This window comes from Niabella sp., from assembly GCF_030150205.1.
GTDB lineage: Bacteria > Bacteroidota > Bacteroidia > Chitinophagales > Chitinophagaceae > Niabella.
Genome location: NZ_JASLGT010000034.1, coordinates 182,212 through 198,314, shown reverse-complemented (window position 1 = coordinate 198,314; position 16,103 = coordinate 182,212). Strand labels below are relative to the sequence as shown.

The following is a 16,103-nucleotide window of genomic DNA, read 5'->3' as shown; positions in this document are numbered from 1 at the left end:
TCTGTAAAAATAACCGAAAAAAAGATACGGTCCTACAGGCGCGTTTTTAACTTAACAATCATTTGGTTTTTCCAGGAATGATAGGTTCCTGAAAGGATCTGCCGGCGCGCTTCTTTTACCAGCCACAGGTAAAAGGCCAGGTTGTGCACGCTGGCAATGGTCAGCGCCAGGAGCTCTCCGCTTTTGAACAGGTGCCGCAGGTAGGCCTTACTGTAAAGATTGCTCATGGGGTTTGGAAGCTGCGCATCGATGGGCGAATAATCAAACTCCCATTTTTTATTGTCGATATTGATCACCCCTTCCGAAGTAAATAACATCGCATTCCTGCCGTTGCGGGTAGGCATTACGCAGTCAAACATGTCTATTCCCATGCCAATGCATTCCAGGATGTTCCAGGGCGTGCCCACGCCCATCAGGTAGCGCGGCTTTTGTACCGGCAGGTGCTGACAACACCAGTCGCAGATCTCATACATCTTATCTTCCGGCTCTCCCACGCTCAACCCGCCAATGGCATTCCCCGGCGCATCTTTCTGCGCAACAAAATCGCAGGACTCTTTTCTGAGGTCCTTAAAGGTGGCGCCCTGCACAATCGGGAACAGGTTTTGGGTATAGCCGTATTTATCCGGCGTGGAGGTAAACCGCTCCCAGCAGCGATCGAGCCAGCGGTGCGTCAGGTCGAGGCTCTTGCGGGCATAGCTGTATTCACTGCCACCGGGCGGACATTCGTCAAAGGCCATAATAATATCCCCCCCAATCACCCGCTGAATGTCCATGACCCGCTCCGGGGTAAACAGATGTTTGCTTCCGTCAATATGCGAAGCAAAGGTTACGCCCTCCTCTTTAATCTTACGGGTGCCCGCCAGTGAAAAAACCTGGAACCCGCCGCTATCAGTAAGAATAGGCCTGTGCCATTGGTTAAACTGGTGCAACCCGCCGGCTTTTTCCAGTACTTCCAACCCGGGCCGCAGGTACAGGTGATAGGTATTTCCCAGGATGATCTGGGCCTGCACGTCAGTTTCCAGCTGGGCCTGGGAAACCGCTTTTACGGAACCGGCCGTACCTACAGGCATAAAAATGGGGGTTTCGATCTGTCCGTGATCGGTCTGGATCAAACCAGCCCTGGCGGCAGATCCGGTGTCGGTATGTTGTAACTGAAAACTGAGTTGTGCCATAAATTGGCCGCAAATTTACGTAATGGGGGGAATTTGAAAATTTGGAAATGTGGAAATGTGGAAATGTGAAAATGTGGAAATGAAGACTCGGGAGTATACCCAAAGGGCAGGCAGGCAGTTTTCAGCGATCAGCAATCAGCTTTTAGCCGTAACTTCTCCTGTTCGGTGTCATAAGTCTATAGAAGATCTACATTGAATAATGATCTTCTTGTTCCAAACGCACATGGAAAGACCCGCTTTTAGCCTTTAGCAATCAGCTTTTAGTTGTAACTTCTCCTGTTCAGTGTCATACGTCTAATAGAAGATCCACATTGAATAACGATCTTCTTGTTCCAAACGCACTCATCTGATAACTGATTGCTGATCGCTGATAACTGATCGCCATGGAAAGACGAACTTTCAGTTTTTAGCCTTTAGAAATCAGCTTTTAGTTGTAACTTCTCCTGTTCAGTGTCATACGTCTAATAGAAGATCCACATTGAATAACGATCTTCTCGTTCCAAACGTACCCATCTGATTACTGATTGCTGATAACTGATTGCTGATCGCTGATAACTGATCGCCATGGAAAGACGAACTTTCAGCCTTTAGCCTTTAGAAATCAGCTTTTAGCCGTAACTATCCTATTCAGTGTCATACGTCTATAAAAGATCCACATTGAATAACGATCTTCTTGTTCAAACGTACTCATCTGATAACTGATTGCTGATCGCTGATAACTGATAGCCATGGAAAGACAAGCTTTCAGCCTTTAGCAATCAGCTTTTAGCCGTAACTTCTCCTATTCAGTGTCCTACGTCTATAAAAGATCCACATTGAATAATGATCTTCTTGTTCTAAACGTACTCATCTGATAACTGATTGCTGATCGCTGATAACTGATAGCCATGGAAAGACGAACTTTCAGCCTTTAGAAATCAGTTTTTAGCCGTAACTTCTCTCCCCTGGGGATCTCTGCCGGATACTATTCAGTGTCATACGTCTATAAAAGATTCACATTGAATAACGATCTTCTTGTTCCAAACGCACTCATCTGATAACTGATTGCTGATCGCTGATAACTGATAGCCATGGAAAGACGAACTTTCAGCCTTTAGCAATCAGCTTTTAGCCGTAACTTCTCCTATTCAGTGTCATACGTCTATAAAAGATTCACATTGAATAATGATCTTCTTGTTTCAAACGTACTCATCTGATAACTGATTGCTGATCGCTGATAACTGATAGCTAATGTCTGGGCGCTAACCACTGAAAGCAGATAACTCTGTCCCTAAATTAAAAATTAGAGCCCTATATTTGCGGCATGCCGGATCTAACCCCTGGATATATTATATTTATCGCTTTACTGCTTTTTACAGCTGTTCTCCTGTTCTATTATTTTTATTTTTTTATCCGGCTGGTGTTTTTTAAGCCCCAAACGAAAACCAGCATGCAGCAGCACCCGGTAAGTATCATCGTGTGCGGCAAGGATGAGGCCCGGAATTTTGCCCGGAACATTCCCGGCCTCCTGTTCCAGGAATACCCTTCCAGCCACCAGATCCTGGTAGTGAATGATAATTCGGTTGATGATAGTCAATATATATTACAGGAGCTGAACGCCCAATACGGCGGCTTAACCATTTTAAACCTGCAGCAAAAAGCCCAGCATATACCTGGTAAAAAATACCCGTTATCGATGGGAATCCGGGAAGCCACGCATGAAATTCTTTTATTGACGGATGCCGACTGTGTACCGGCTACCGAATTTTGGCTGCAAAAGATGCAGGAGCCTTATGAAGACGGTGTCGAAATCGTATTGGGTTATGGCGCCTATCACAAACACCCGGGCTTTTTAAATAAGGTGATCCGTTATGAAACCTTTCACAGCGCCCTGCAATATTTATCCTATGCCCTGGCCGGACATCCATATATGGGCGTGGGCCGGAACCTGAGCTATAAAAAAAATCTCTTCCTGAAAAACAAAGGGTTTTCCGATCTCAATCATCTCCCCGGGGGTGATGATGACCTGTTTATTAATAAAGTAGCTACCGGGAAGAATACGGCCATCGTTATTGACGCAGCGGCTCATACCCTCAGCAGCCCCAAAAAAACCTGGAAAGACTGGCGTTATCAAAAGACAAGACATTTCAGCACCTCAAAGTATTACAAGTTTAAACACCAGGTTTTGTTGGGATTATACAGTCTGTCTCATTTTCTTTTTTACTTTCTTGTGGCAGCCTGTTGCATCTGGTACGACTGGCGTGTTGGACTGGGCATTCTTTTAGGGAAATCGATCATTCAGCAGGTGATTTTTGCCCGGTCTTTAAAAAAGCTCAATGAGGCCGATCTCCGGAAATGGGTATTGCTGATGGATCTTTGGATGGTGTTCTACTACCTGCTTTTCGCCCCCGCACTGATAAGAAAAGAAAAAAAAACCTGGAATTAATTATTCCGGCTGTTGCGAAACGGTTTATTCCCGCGTCTTTGTCTGGTGTAACTAATTAAACCAGACAAACCATGAACCAATGGCGATTGTTTTACCTGGCCGCATGCACGGCAATGCTGGCGGGAAGCTGCTCAAAGGCCCCGCTGGAAAAGGCGCCTGTTGACCAGGGGCAACCAATTCCGCAAACGCCAAAATCCAAAGCAGAAAATGAAAATCCGGTACTGATCTCTGCGGCTGTTCACCAATCCATGTCTGATTTTTCATTCTCCTTTTTTAAAGCGCTTCAAAAACAACAGCCGGCCGGCAGCAATATTTTTGTATCGCCTTTAAGCCTCCATATGGCATTAAGTATGCTGGCAAATGGCGCTTCGGGAACAACTAAAAAAGAAATATTGAACGCGCTGCAGGCAGCAGATCTATCTGATAGTGCGCTGAATAACGCCTGTCGCACCCTTTTAGAGGAATTGCCCAAGGCCGACCCTGCGGTAAATTTTCAACTGGCCAACGCCGTATTCTATAAAAATGTGTTTCCTGTTAAGGCGGGCTTTTTGAAAACCCTGGAAGACTATTATAAAACACAGACACAGGGGTTGTCTTTTCAGCCCTCCGACCTGCCCCTGATCAACAAATGGGCCAGTGATCATACCAACGGGAAGATTCCTGCCGTGTTGAGCGAGCTGGACCCCGAGCTGGTGCTGCTATTGATGAATGCATTGTATTTTAAGGGAGACTGGAGTACAAAATTTGATAAGCAGCAGACTGTAGCCGCCCCGTTTATAAAAGAAGATGGCTCCCGGATGCAGACAGCCATGATGCGGCAGACCGATACCGTGCTATACGCTGCAACAACCGATTTTCAAACCATTCAAAAACCATACGGCAACGGACAGTTTACCATAACCATTCTTTTGCCAAAAACAAGTGCCGTTGCTGACCTTTTTAACCAGATGGACACTCAAAAGTGGAACGCCCTGCTGCAATCTTTCAAACCGACCAAGGTGGGTATTGAAATACCCCGGTTTAAGTTGCAGCAGGAATTCAAATTGAAACCTGTATTGGAGGCTATGGGAGTAAAAAGCGCTTTTATACCCCAGGCCGCCAATTTCAGTGCATTCAGTCCCCTGCCTACCTTTGTAAGCCTCATACAGCAAAATACATTTGTTGCTGTTGACGAAGATGGTACAGAAGCTACGGCGGTTACAACAATTGGGGCTGTAGGCACCAGTGCACCGTCGTATCCTTTCTTTATCTGTAACCGTCCTTTTGGGATCATCATCAGTGAAAATACTTCAAAAAGCATCCTGTTTATGGGAAGCATTTATCAACCCGTAGCGATACCATAAAGAACACACCAGATCAGCGCCCTGCACGCCTTTCGGCCTGCAGGGCTTTTTCTTGCCGCACCGATAACACTATTTCTCCAGGTGCTTCTTTAAAAGATCCAACAGGGATTCAAACTCCTTTTTATCGTATCCCACCGACCGGTAAATGACCTTTCCCGTTTCATCCAGCACCAGGTTCCGGGGAATAAAGCTATCGGCAAAAAGCGAGAACACGCGCCGGTCGGGATCGGCCAGTACAGGAAAGCTAAATTTCGTTTGCTGTACAAAAGCGTTCATTTTTTCCCAGCCTTCCTCCCGTCCAAAAACGAACAATGCGAAACGGGGATTATTTTTATACAGGTTCCAGATCTCCTGTTGCACCCTTGGCAACTCTGCCCGGCAGGGACCGCACCAGGTGGCAAAAAAATTGATCAGCACCAGCTTGCCTTTGTAGTCGCTGATCCTTACCGAGTCGCCTCCCTTTTTAAGCGAAAAGCCAAAGTCGGGAACAGGTGCGCCCACCGGTATTTTCCAGACACCACTGTCCTGGGCCCCGGCGTGAAGCAAGCTGAGCGTAAGCAAGCCCATTAGCAGGATATTTTTCATCATAATGCGTTGGTTCTATACCCGCGAAATTAGCATTCCTTTTAAATATTCCGGGGCTTATTTATACCGGCTTATGCAGATTGCTGAAGGCTAAATTGTATATTCGCAGTCCAATTTTACTAATATTTAAGTACAGATGATCATATCCTACAAATGGCTGAATGAATACCTTCCTGTAAATGAAGCAGGCCTCCCGATAAGTGTGGAACGACTCAGCCAGATTTTAACTTCCATCGGACTGGAAGTAGAAGCGATTCACGAATACGAGGAACTGAAAGGTGGTTTAAAAGGCCTGGTAGTGGGTGAAGTGCTGGAAACCCAGCCCCACCCCAATGCCGATAAATTAAAGCTGACAAAAGTGGCCATCGGTACAGACGCTCCGCTGCATATTGTATGTGGTGCTCCCAATGTGGCCGCCGGTCAAAAAGTGATTGTAGCACCTATAGGTACCACCATTTATCCCTTAAATAATGAGCCGGTTACAATGAAGCTGGCCAAGATCCGTGGTGAAGAAAGCCAGGGAATGATCTGCGCCGAAGACGAGATCGGACTGGGCGCCTCTCATGACGGAATTATGGTATTGCCGGCAGATGTGAAGCCCGGAATACCGGCATCTGAATATTTTCAAAGTTATTCCGACACCATTTTCGAGATCGGGCTTACCCCCAACCGGATGGATGCGATGAGCCATTGGGGCGTGGCGCGGGATGTTTGTGCTTACCTCTCACACCATGATAAAAAAGCGGTACGGCCGAAACTTCCCGGTACCAACAACTTTAAAGCCCCCAAAGGCAAAACACCTTTGAAGATTACAGTGGAAAATAAAACTGCCTGTCCCCGGTACAGCGGCATTTGTATCGACGGCATCAAAGTGGCAGCATCGCCTAAATGGTTACAACACGTGCTGAAGGCTATTGGATTGAGGCCCATTAATAATATCGTGGATATCACCAATTTTATCCAGCATGAAACCGGGCAGCCGCTTCATGCTTTTGACGCAGATAAGATCCGGGGCAACCAGGTCATTGTTAAAAACCTGCCGGAGGGTACGCTTTTTACCACACTGGATGAAAAAGAACGCAAACTCAGTGCGGATGACCTGATGATCTGCGATGCGGAAGGCGGTATGTGTATCGGTGGTGTGTTTGGCGGACTGGAAAGCGGTGTGACCGATCAAACCACCCGCATTTTCCTGGAAAGTGCTTGTTTTGACCCGGTAACCATCCGTAAAACCTCCTTCCGGCATGGGTTAAGAACCGATGCTGCTACCCGTTTTGAAAAAGGAACGGATATTTCGGCCACCGTACAGGTACTGAAACGTGCCGCCGCGCTGATCCTTGAGATCTGCGGAGGCAGCTTGAGTTCCGATATCTATGATGTTTACCCCGAACAACAGCCCCGGAAAGAGATCGCCCTGAAATACCATTATATTAAAAAATTAAGCGGTAAAAATTATCACCCGGATGCGGTAAAATCGATCCTGCAATCGCTGGGATTTGAAGTTGAAAAAGACACCATCGACTCATTACTGATCTCCGTTCCCTACCATAAACCGGATATCCAGTTGCCGGCAGACGTGGTAGAGGAGATTCTGCGCATTGACGGACTGGATAATGTAGAGATCCCCACTTCTATAAAAATAACACCTTCAATGGATGAAACTATTGAAAGTGAGGCAATAAAAGAAAAGGTCGTATCTTTTTTAGTAGGTTCGGGTCACCACGAGATCCTGACCAACTCCATCACCAACAAAGCCTATTATTCCGAACAGGAACTGAGCACTGTAGTAAAGATGAAAAACAGTCTTAGTGCCGAATTAAATATCATGCGGCCGGATATGCTGGAAACCGGGCTTGAGATCGTAGTGCGGAACCTAAACCGGAAGAACGATAATTTAAGATTATTTGAATTTGGCAAAACATACAGTATCAATAAGAAAGGAAAGTTTGAAGAACCCGAACATCTATGTATTTACCTCACCGGTAATCAACAGAATGCCGGCTGGAAACAACAGGCGGTCAAATTCGATTTCTTTGCACTGAAAGGTATTGTTGAAAAGGGCCTGCAGTTATGCGGTCTTACCGGCCTTCAATTCGGCGAATTACAGGAAACCAATTTCCTGTATGGACTGGAGTTAAAATCAGGAGCTGTAAGTCTGGGTAAATTAGGCGCCGTTCATAAGAACCTGCTGACGCGGTTTGATATTAAACAATCGGTATTTTATGCAGACCTGAACTGGACCGCTATTTTAAAGGCCGCCTTAAAACATAAAACCCAGTTTGCCCCCATCCCCCGTTTTCCGGCGGTACAGCGGGATATAGCCATGATCGTTCCGCAGGAATTACCCTACCGGTCTGTTGAGGCAACCATTCAAAAATTAAATCTCAAGAAATTGCAATCTGTGCAACTTTTTGACGTTTTTGTTAGTGATAAACTGGGGGCTGGTAAAAAGTCGCTTGCGATCAATTTTACCTTCCTCGATGATGAAAAAACATTAACCGATACGGAAATTGATGGCTGGATGAAGAAGATCATGCAAAGTTTGGAAAGAGATTTGCAGGTAGAGATCCGGAAATGATCGTAACCGTTCACATGAAATTGTTTACTGATGAGTCAGGCAATCGAAGAAAAAATAAAGCAGATACAGGAAAAACTGATCCAGCTGAGCCGGAAAAACGCAGCTATTGAAAAAGAGAATAACGCCCTGAAGCAGGAGCTGGAAGAAACCCGCACTGCAGCAGCCATGGCCGTTGCCAATATGGAAACGGCGCAGCAGCAGCTGGATATTGCCCGCTATGGCAACACCCCGATGAGTGCGGAAGAGCGAAAGAACTTTGAAAAAAGGATCAACGGCTATCTCCGCGAAATAGACCGGTGTATTGCATTGCTGAGTGTTTAACCTAAATGTAAAATCATGTCACAGGAAGAAAATCTGATTCCCGCCAATATTATGATCGCCGACCGGCATTTCCGCATCAAGGTAGAGCCGGCCGATGAAGAAACCGTTCGCCACTCCATCAGGATCATCAATGACAAGGTGATGGAATTTAAAAAAACATTTCCGGGTAAGGATATGCAGGACTATGTATCGATGGTACTGATCTGGTTTGCCACCGAATTTAAGGCCGAAGCTGCTTCATCAATGGACTCCGGCAGCATTATGGAAAAGCTGGACCAACTGGAAGCGATCCTCGACAGCGAGCTGGGGAGTTAAAGAACCTGAAGCAAAATTTTGCTCCCGAAAACGTTATAGCAAAATATCTGTTTTTTAGACATCATTATTCCGCTTTGTTGGCTAAATTTAACCTGCAGTGCATCGGTATACTGTTTTGCACCGCCATTAAAACGAAGCCATATGTCTCAATCAAGAAGAAAATTTATTAAACAGGCCTCCCTCGCTACCACCGGTACCTACCTGGCCTCGATGGGGTTCTCAGCAAAAAGTTATGGAAATATCCTGGGCGCCAATGACCGGGTACGTGTGGGTATTGTAGGGTTCTCCGACCGGTTCCGAAGCTCCCTGTTCCCTTCTTTTATGAACCATTATAAAAAACTGAACTTCGATATTACCGGGGTATCGGATCTGTGGAATTACCGGCGTGATCAGGGTACGGAATTCCTGGGGGAAAAGCTAGGGCATACGGTAAAAGGATACCGCAATAACGAAGAACTTTATTCGGCCAAAGATGTGGATGCCGTGATCATCAGTACAGCCGATTTTCAGCATGCCCTTTGTGCCATTGAAGCCGTAAGTGCCAAATGCGATGCATATGTGGAAAAGCCTTTTGCCGAAACTATGGAAGATAACCGTGCGGCCCTGAAAGCGATCAAAGCATCCAAACAGATCATCCAGATCGGATCTCAGCGCCGCAGCGGTGCCAATTATAAAGCCGCCGACGAATTTATTAAGTCCGGGAAATTCGGTGATATCAATATGGTAGAACTGACCTGGAATGTAAACCAGCCGGGACGCTGGCGCCGGCCAGAGCTGGTGGCAAAACTAAAAAAAGAAGATACGGATTGGAAACGGTTCCTGATGAACCGGCCTTATGAAGACTGGGATCCGCGTAAATACCTGGAGTACCGCCTGTTTTGGCCCTACTCATCCGGTGCCTTTGGCCAATGGATGAGCCACCAGATTGATACGGTACACTGGTTTAGCGGACTAAAACATCCCCGCAGCGTAACGGCCAACGGAGGCATTTACCAGTGGAAAGACGGCCGCCGGAACTGGGATACCACCACTGCAGTATTTGATTATGGGCCAGAAAACGATGCATCCAAAGGATTCCAGGTGGTGTTTATGAGCCGGATGACCAATGGCGATGAGCGGCCGGCTGAGGTTTATTACTCCAATGGTGGTGAGCTGAACCTGATCACCAACAAGGTTTCACCCAAAGGCGGGCTGGAAGAAAAATTTGCCAAGCCCATGGGTATGCAGCCTAACCTGCTGCCGGAATTTTCGCTGACCGAGAAAGCGGAGAAAGTAGAAACTTCTGCCAATACCGGCGCGGATCCGCTTACCAGCAGCCATATGCTTAACTGGATGGAGTGCGTACGCAGCCGAAAACAGACCAATGCCCCTGCAGAAGCCGGCTATATGCATGCCATTGCTAATATTATGGCCACAGCAGCAGCCCGCACTGGCATGAAAGCTACTTTTAATGAGCAGACACAGGAGGTGATGGCTGGAGGAAAAGTGTTTAAGTATTAAAATGCAATGCTGTTCGAACTAGGCTCTGCGAAACTTGAAGTTTCGCAGAGCCTAGCTTTACAACCGCACTCTATGCTGAGCATTCAGCACAGCCTCCGGCTATTCAGGCGAACCTATTTGATCCTATCCATTTTCCCGGTATCTTTTCTGTACTTCGGTAGCAAACGTGGTAATTCATCTTCAAACAGACCCACTTGAAAATTGTCGTTAATAATCGCCCCTTTGTCACTGACAACAGCATACCTTGGAATACCATTGAAACGGAATAATTCCCTTAAATATCTGTAATCATCTATATTCAGGTAAACAGTATTTTCCAGTTCCTGTTCTTTTATAAAATCGTCATAATCTTTTTTAGGAGACTCGTTTTCAGAGGTAATAAACAAAAAAACAAAATCAGGATTATTCTTATACTTTTGTCTTGTGAGCTTCATATTTTTAATACCACCAACACAGGGAGCACAGGTTGTGGCCCAAAAATCGATAAAAATTGTTTTCCCTTTATATGGTGCAACGATCTTCTTTAATACCGATCCCGCATAAGATGCAGGCATATTAAATCCTTTTCCTGAATCCAGTGCTTTGGAGCGCGCAAGTATAAAATCGGCTTCGGCTTTGTAAAAATCGTTCTCCAGCGTTGCTTTCAGTTCTTCGTTATACTGGACTTTTAAAGAATCATTGTTTTGCAGACTATATCTGTATGCTTTTAGCGCATACTGTAATTTTAAGGCGTCATAAATCCTCCCTTTCTCCATGTAAAATATAGTTCGGCTTATGGAATCACGAAGGCGATTCATTTTCCGCTCCTTTTCCAAAGGCGCTCCCCAGAATTTATTAAAAAAATTATTTACCGCATTGAAAGCTTCCTCATATTCCAGGCGATTGATCAAATAATAAAATTCTGTAGAGATCATCAGGGCATTATTATTTTGGTCCAGGCGTTTCAGGAAATCAAAAAAATCAGCAGGCAGGGGCTCTTTCAGGGCATTGTTTGTTGAATCTGACATCTTTTCAAATCTTCTATGCATTGTATAGCTCAAAATAAAAAGAGTAAAATCCATATCCTGCTTCGCTTTAATCAGTCTTTTTAACTTGACGGGATAATTATTCCCGGATAACCCAGCATCCAATTTACTGCGTTGCTCATCCCAGTTCTTAAGCACACGGTTTTTAAACAGTTCAGGGGTTACTGTTGTTACATCCTTAGCCAGCTGATCATAATCCAACTCCACAGCTGGAAATTGATTTAACTGCGTATTTATTTCTGCAAGCGGTCCGTAATATTTAAATACCGATCTATCCTTTTCGTTTTTCTGAAACGCTTGCCAGTCCAGCACCATTGCCAGCACTTGCCCTGGTTCTGCATAAAAGGTTACCCATATGTCTTTTAAATCCATATTCAACACTTTGGGATACCACATGGGCACCGTTGTTTCAAACCTACCATCTTCATAAATCTTTACCACAGTTGGAAAATCCATACCATTTAAATCATTTTTGATATAGATAATCCCCGTTTTAAACTTCTGGGAAATATCATAACCTTTCAAATACCCCACCAGCCGAAAGGAATCCCTGAAGAAAAAATCGTTACTGTCAATATTTTGGAGCACCTGCTTTGAAGATTTTTCCAGATGCTGCTGAAACCAGCTCAGTACATAGGGAGGTACTTGTGTCTTTACCTGGCTATACGAAAATGAATGCGCCAGAAATAATAAAACAGCTGTTACTAAACGGCAATTCATAAAGGCATGTTTTGGATTTATAATACCTGTAATTTACCATTATTTTCCGGGAACACAGCATTGTTTATCTACAACTCAAAACTTTCAATCCGGTGCTCCTTTACCAGGTAATCTTCGAGCTGCGATAACTTTTTGGTGGGAATCATTAAATTGAGCGAAACAATCATTTTCTCCGGAAAGGACTCCAGTTTTACCTGTTCAAACCGGGATATATACGGTCTTAGATTGCGGATAATTTCATCCTTTACCTGGGTGTTATTGTGTACCAGCACAATCTTTAACAGGCGGTTGGTTCTGCCCGAAAAAAGTGCCAGGTTCAGATAGCGCCCGGTATAAATAATCAATAAACAGGTAGCCAGGAAAATCGCCGCTAGGTAGATCTTCCCAAAGCCAATAGACATTCCAACCGCTGCCGCCATCCAGATCACACTGGCCGTGGTTAAGCCCGATACCCCGGCACCGTCTTTAAAGATCACGCCGGCACCCAGGAAGCCGATACCACTGACTACATAGGAGGCGATCCGCGCCCCATCGGCATCGGGGCCCATTACTTTTAAGGATAAAATAGAGAACAAGGCCGAACCCAGGCAGATCACAGAAATGGTCTTGAGCCCCGCTGCTTTGTCCTTCAGCTCGCGCTCCAGTCCAAGGATCACGCCGGCAAGCAATGCCAGCAGGGCCTTGTACAGATCTGTTATTTCAAAAATATCCGTCATTGCTTCCATATTAAAAATGCTATGCGAAACTTAAAGTTTCGCATAGCCCTGAACTTCTTTAAGTTTCGCATAGCCCGCCATATCCTTTAAAACAATTCCTGCTGATTGGTCGGCTTTTCATTTTCTACCCACTCCATCACCACCGATTTGTTATAATCCGTAAGCTTTGCACCCACCGCTTTCCAGCCCATTACGTCGGTGATCTTGGCCAGTTTGAACTTGGCGTTGCGCACCTGGCTGCCCTTCCCGCTCTGTACCATCAGCACCGGTTCTTCCATGGTGGTTGCACATTCCAGGTAATTGCCATCCCCTTCTTTTATAAACAGGAATTTATTCTTCAGTGTGGAGGTTTCAATTTTAAACCGCTTCACATTAAATTGTAACAGTTTCTGATCTACATAAACGGCCGTAATGATCTTCTCCGGATCAAACCGTTCAATCAGCAATACTTTATCCGCATCCAGTTTCTGGGTCATTTCCTGGTCGGTTATTTCATAATAGCCGTCCGTATACAGTACCAGTATCCGATCATCCGGTTCAAACATACCCAGGTACTGCCCTTTTTCTTCGGCGCTCAGGCGGCCAAACTTATCATCGAACCAAAGTTTTCTTCCGCTAAGGGTGGCACGGCCTGCCTCCTTAAATTTCACCGATTTGATGGGATACTTGGTTACCTGGTTCCCCATGCTGCTGCGCCCTTTAATACCCAGCTCTTCAAAATAAAACTCCAATTCCTTAACTCGTGCCGAAGAATTCGGACTCAGGGTGATCTTTACTACTTCCGCTTCCCCGTTGGGGTTTACGGTAAAGTAATGCACTTTACTTTTCTCATCTCCTTTTGTAAGGTCGTATACTTTATCGCGGGTAATACCGGTTACGTTAAAACGTTTGGCATAACTTACGCCCGTTTTACCATCTACGTAGATCATATTATACGTGGTGCGTTCATCATTCTTTAAAAAGACGGCGGCATGCAGGATGTCCTTACCCACAAAGGTCTTATCAGACACTTTAATCACCTTCATGATCCCGCGCTTCGTAAATACGATGATATCATCCAGGTCGGAACAATCAAATAAGAATTCTTCCTTTTTCAAACCGGTACCGATGAATCCCCCGGAACGGTCCATATACAGTTTGGTATTTGCGATCACCACATTCCGGGCTTCAATCACCTCAAACTGTTTGATCTCTGTTTTCCGTTCCTTGCCTTTACTGAATTTTTTCAGCAGGTTTTCAAAATAAGCCACGGCATAATCCACCAGGTGCTCCAGGTCATATTTCACCTGTTTGATCTCTGCTTCCAGTCCTTTGATCTGCGCGTTCAGCTCATCAATATCCAGGCGGTAGATCCGGCGAACGGGTTTCTCTGTCAGCTTCAGGATATCTTCCCTGGAAATATCCCGCTTCAACAGCTTTTTAAAGGGCACAAAGGCTTTATCGATGGCATCGATCACTTTATCCCAGGTCTCATATTTTTTTTCCAGTTCCTTATAGATCTTTTCTTCGAAGAAGATCTTTTCAAGGGAGGTGTAATGCCATTTCTCATTCAGTTCAGCCAGCTTTATTTCCAGTTCTTTTTGCAACAGACCCTTGGTATTGTCTGCCGAGATCTTCAACAGGTCAGGAACGGCAAGAAACCGGGGCTTCTTATCCACGATCACGCAGGCATTGGGCGAAATGGAAATTTCACAGGAAGTAAATTTATACAATGCGTCGATGGTGATATCGGGTGAAATACCCGGCGCCAGGTCTACCTGCACCTCCACATTAGCCGCGGTATTGTCCGTTACTTTTTTAATCTTTATTTTTCCCTGGTCGTTGGCTTTTACGATCGATTCGATCAGCTGATCGGTGGTTACAGCATAAGGAACGCTTTTGATCAGCAGTGTTTTCTTATCCAGCTCCTCAATATGCGCCCGCACTTTTACCTTACCGCCTCTTTTCCCGTTATTATAGTCCGACACATCGATCATACCGCCGGTCTGAAAGTCGGGGTACAGCTCAAACTTCTTTCCCTTCAGGTATTTGATCGATGCATCGATGAGCTCAATAAAATTATGTGGGAGGATCTTGGTGGATAAGCCCACCGCAATCCCTTCGGCACCCTGTGCCAGCAGCAGCGGAAACTTCATCGGCAGGGTGATGGGCTCATTATTTCGTCCATCATAGCTCAGCTGCCAATCCGTTGTTTTAGCATTAAACGCTACCTCCAGGGCAAATTTGCTCAGGCGTGCTTCAATATACCTGGATGCCGCCGCGTCATCACCGGTTTCCACATTTCCCCAGTTACCCTGGGTATCGATCAGCAGGTCCTTCTGCCCCATATTTACCAGTGCATCCCGGATGCTCATATCCCCATGCGGGTGATACGACATGGTTTGCCCCACAATATTCGCTACCTTATGCAAACGGCCATCATCCATCTGTTTCATCGAATGGAGGATCCGGCGCTGCACCGGTTTTAGTCCGTCCTCAATAGCGGGTACCGCCCGCTCCAGGATCACATAGGAAGCATAATCCAGGAACCAGGTTTTAAACTGGCCCTGTAACCCGCTTGCTTCATTATATCCGGCATTGTCTATTACGTCTTCTTTCATTTAAATATCCTGTCTTTAGTTAAAATCCAAAAAATAAATATAGGTTGAAAAGAGCGCTACGAGGGCGCATGAGGTGTTACAACACCTCCTCCATTGCCTGTTTTACCCGGTTAGCGTATGTATAATTCAAGTTTTCTGTTAAGGCCCTGTTCAATCAATTTATAAAGCGTTGAAAGCTGAATATCAGCATGACCATTTTCAATTCTTGAAATATAGCTTTTTTTAGTACCCGTTTTTTCTGCCAGTGCCTCCTGGGTAAGATTTGCTTTGCTGCGTTCTTCTTTTAAAAGCTCACCAATAACAAATGCCTGGGCCCTGGATTCAAATTCAGTTCTGGTGGCGGAACCCGTTTCCCCGTATTTTTTGTCAAGGTGATGTTCCCAGTTCACTATTTTATTTTTTGATCGCTTTGTTGCTTTCGTTGTCATCATCTATTTTTTTATCGATGAAATATTGTTTTTTAAGTTTTTGGGCCAATACAATTTCTTTACCAGGCGTTTTCTGTGTTTTTTTCTGAAACGCGTTCATCAAAATCACCAGATTCCCTTTATCAAAAAAGCATAGAATCCTGTAAATATTGCTTTCATATTCAACCCTGATTTCAAAGATTCCATCTGTGCCGGTCAAATGATCAAAGTACTTTTTAGGAATATGTCCTGCGCTTTTGATCAGCTCAAATACCCAATCTATTTTTTCCTGGGCACGTAGGGGTAACCCATTATAAAAATTTAAAAAATAGTTCCCATAAGTTAGCAATTTCCGTTGCATCCGCAAAGTTAACCAATTCGTTAACCCGGTCAAAA

At 45.1% G+C, this 16,103-nt stretch carries 13 protein-coding genes; 6 read left to right on the top strand and 7 right to left on the bottom strand.

Features of this window, described 5'->3' with window-relative positions:
- Positions 1 to 32: 32 nt before the first annotated feature.
- Entirely contained in the window at positions 33 to 1,172 is a 1,140-nt protein-coding gene (tgt, locus tag Q1V85_RS25060) for a tRNA guanosine(34) transglycosylase Tgt (RefSeq protein WP_300604934.1), read from the bottom strand.
- A gap of 1,429 nt (positions 1,173 to 2,601) precedes the next feature.
- Here tgt and Q1V85_RS25055 point away from each other — a divergent pair.
- A complete protein-coding gene (locus tag Q1V85_RS25055) occupies positions 2,602 to 3,597 on the top strand; it encodes a glycosyltransferase (RefSeq protein WP_300604931.1) in 996 nt (331 codons plus the stop codon).
- Between the two features lie 71 nt (positions 3,598 to 3,668).
- A complete protein-coding gene (locus Q1V85_RS25050) occupies positions 3,669 to 4,940 on the top strand; it encodes a serpin family protein (RefSeq protein WP_300604929.1) in 1,272 nt (423 codons plus the stop codon).
- A gap of 69 nt (positions 4,941 to 5,009) precedes the next feature.
- Here the strand turns inward: Q1V85_RS25050 and Q1V85_RS25045 are convergent, their stop codons facing one another.
- Entirely contained in the window at positions 5,010 to 5,528 is a 519-nt protein-coding gene (locus Q1V85_RS25045; protein WP_300604926.1) for a TlpA disulfide reductase family protein, read from the bottom strand.
- Positions 5,529 to 5,661: 133 nt separating this feature from the next.
- Between Q1V85_RS25045 and pheT the strand changes: the two genes are divergently transcribed.
- The 4 genes from pheT (at position 5,662) to Q1V85_RS25025 (ending at position 10,239) form a co-directional block, all read left to right on the top strand.
- Entirely contained in the window at positions 5,662 to 8,103 is a 2,442-nt protein-coding gene (gene pheT, locus Q1V85_RS25040) for a phenylalanine--tRNA ligase subunit beta (RefSeq protein WP_300604923.1), read from the top strand.
- Between the two features lie 30 nt (positions 8,104 to 8,133).
- Positions 8,134 to 8,424: a hypothetical protein gene (locus tag Q1V85_RS25035; RefSeq protein WP_300604920.1), complete on the top strand. Its 291-nt coding sequence runs from the start codon at positions 8,134 to 8,136 to the stop codon at positions 8,422 to 8,424.
- Between the two features lie 15 nt (positions 8,425 to 8,439).
- The gene (locus Q1V85_RS25030) at positions 8,440 to 8,739 is read left to right on the top strand and encodes a cell division protein ZapA (protein ID WP_300604918.1); all 300 of its coding nucleotides are present in this window, start codon (positions 8,440 to 8,442) and stop codon (positions 8,737 to 8,739) included.
- A 141-nt stretch (positions 8,740 to 8,880) separates the two neighbouring features.
- Positions 8,881 to 10,239, top strand: coding sequence for a Gfo/Idh/MocA family oxidoreductase (locus tag Q1V85_RS25025; protein WP_300604915.1), 1,359 nt, complete (start codon positions 8,881 to 8,883; stop codon positions 10,237 to 10,239).
- A gap of 113 nt (positions 10,240 to 10,352) precedes the next feature.
- Here Q1V85_RS25025 and Q1V85_RS25020 read toward each other — a convergent pair whose 3' ends face one another.
- The 5 genes from Q1V85_RS25020 to Q1V85_RS25000 form a co-directional block, all read right to left on the bottom strand.
- Positions 10,353 to 11,984 carry a redoxin family protein gene (locus tag Q1V85_RS25020; RefSeq protein WP_300604912.1) on the bottom strand — a complete coding sequence of 544 codons (1,632 nt, stop codon included), beginning with the start codon at positions 11,982 to 11,984 and terminating at the stop codon, positions 10,353 to 10,355.
- 68 nt (positions 11,985 to 12,052) lie between these two features.
- The gene (locus tag Q1V85_RS25015) at positions 12,053 to 12,700 is read right to left on the bottom strand and encodes an MgtC/SapB family protein (protein ID WP_300604910.1); all 648 of its coding nucleotides are present in this window, start codon (positions 12,698 to 12,700) and stop codon (positions 12,053 to 12,055) included.
- Between the two features lie 86 nt (positions 12,701 to 12,786).
- A complete protein-coding gene (locus Q1V85_RS25010; RefSeq protein WP_300604907.1) occupies positions 12,787 to 15,300 on the bottom strand; it encodes a DNA gyrase/topoisomerase IV subunit A in 2,514 nt (837 codons plus the stop codon).
- Positions 15,301 to 15,410: 110 nt separating this feature from the next.
- The gene (locus Q1V85_RS25005) at positions 15,411 to 15,689 is read right to left on the bottom strand and encodes a helix-turn-helix transcriptional regulator (protein WP_300604904.1); all 279 of its coding nucleotides are present in this window, start codon (positions 15,687 to 15,689) and stop codon (positions 15,411 to 15,413) included.
- 4 nt (positions 15,690 to 15,693) lie between these two features.
- Positions 15,694 to 16,068 (bottom strand): type II toxin-antitoxin system RelE/ParE family toxin, encoded by a 375-nt coding sequence (locus Q1V85_RS25000; protein WP_300604902.1) that lies wholly within the window; start codon positions 16,066 to 16,068, stop codon positions 15,694 to 15,696.
- Positions 16,069 to 16,103 lie beyond the last annotated feature (35 nt).

What these genes read in the sequence shown, in the direction of transcription:
- Q1V85_RS25000 (WP_300604902.1), bottom strand. Translation starts at nt 16,068, where the DNA reads ATGCAACGGAAATTGCTAACTTATGGGAACTATTTTTTAAATTTTTAT.
- Q1V85_RS25025 (WP_300604915.1), top strand. Translation starts at nt 8,881, where the DNA reads ATGTCTCAATCAAGAAGAAAATTTATTAAACAGGCCTCCCTCGCTACC.
- Q1V85_RS25015 (WP_300604910.1), bottom strand. Translation starts at nt 12,700, where the DNA reads ATGACGGATATTTTTGAAATAACAGATCTGTACAAGGCCCTGCTGGCA.
- Q1V85_RS25010 (WP_300604907.1), bottom strand. Translation starts at nt 15,300, where the DNA reads ATGAAAGAAGACGTAATAGACAATGCCGGATATAATGAAGCAAGCGGG.
- Q1V85_RS25020 (WP_300604912.1), bottom strand. Translation starts at nt 11,984, where the DNA reads ATGAATTGCCGTTTAGTAACAGCTGTTTTATTATTTCTGGCGCATTCA.
- Q1V85_RS25035 (WP_300604920.1), top strand. Translation starts at nt 8,134, where the DNA reads ATGAGTCAGGCAATCGAAGAAAAAATAAAGCAGATACAGGAAAAACTG.
- Q1V85_RS25045 (WP_300604926.1), bottom strand. Translation starts at nt 5,528, where the DNA reads ATGATGAAAAATATCCTGCTAATGGGCTTGCTTACGCTCAGCTTGCTT.
- Q1V85_RS25050 (WP_300604929.1), top strand. Translation starts at nt 3,669, where the DNA reads ATGAACCAATGGCGATTGTTTTACCTGGCCGCATGCACGGCAATGCTG.
- Q1V85_RS25055 (WP_300604931.1), top strand. Translation starts at nt 2,602, where the DNA reads ATGCAGCAGCACCCGGTAAGTATCATCGTGTGCGGCAAGGATGAGGCC.
- pheT (WP_300604923.1), top strand. Translation starts at nt 5,662, where the DNA reads ATGATCATATCCTACAAATGGCTGAATGAATACCTTCCTGTAAATGAA.
- Q1V85_RS25030 (WP_300604918.1), top strand. Translation starts at nt 8,440, where the DNA reads ATGTCACAGGAAGAAAATCTGATTCCCGCCAATATTATGATCGCCGAC.
- tgt (WP_300604934.1), bottom strand. Translation starts at nt 1,172, where the DNA reads ATGGCACAACTCAGTTTTCAGTTACAACATACCGACACCGGATCTGCC.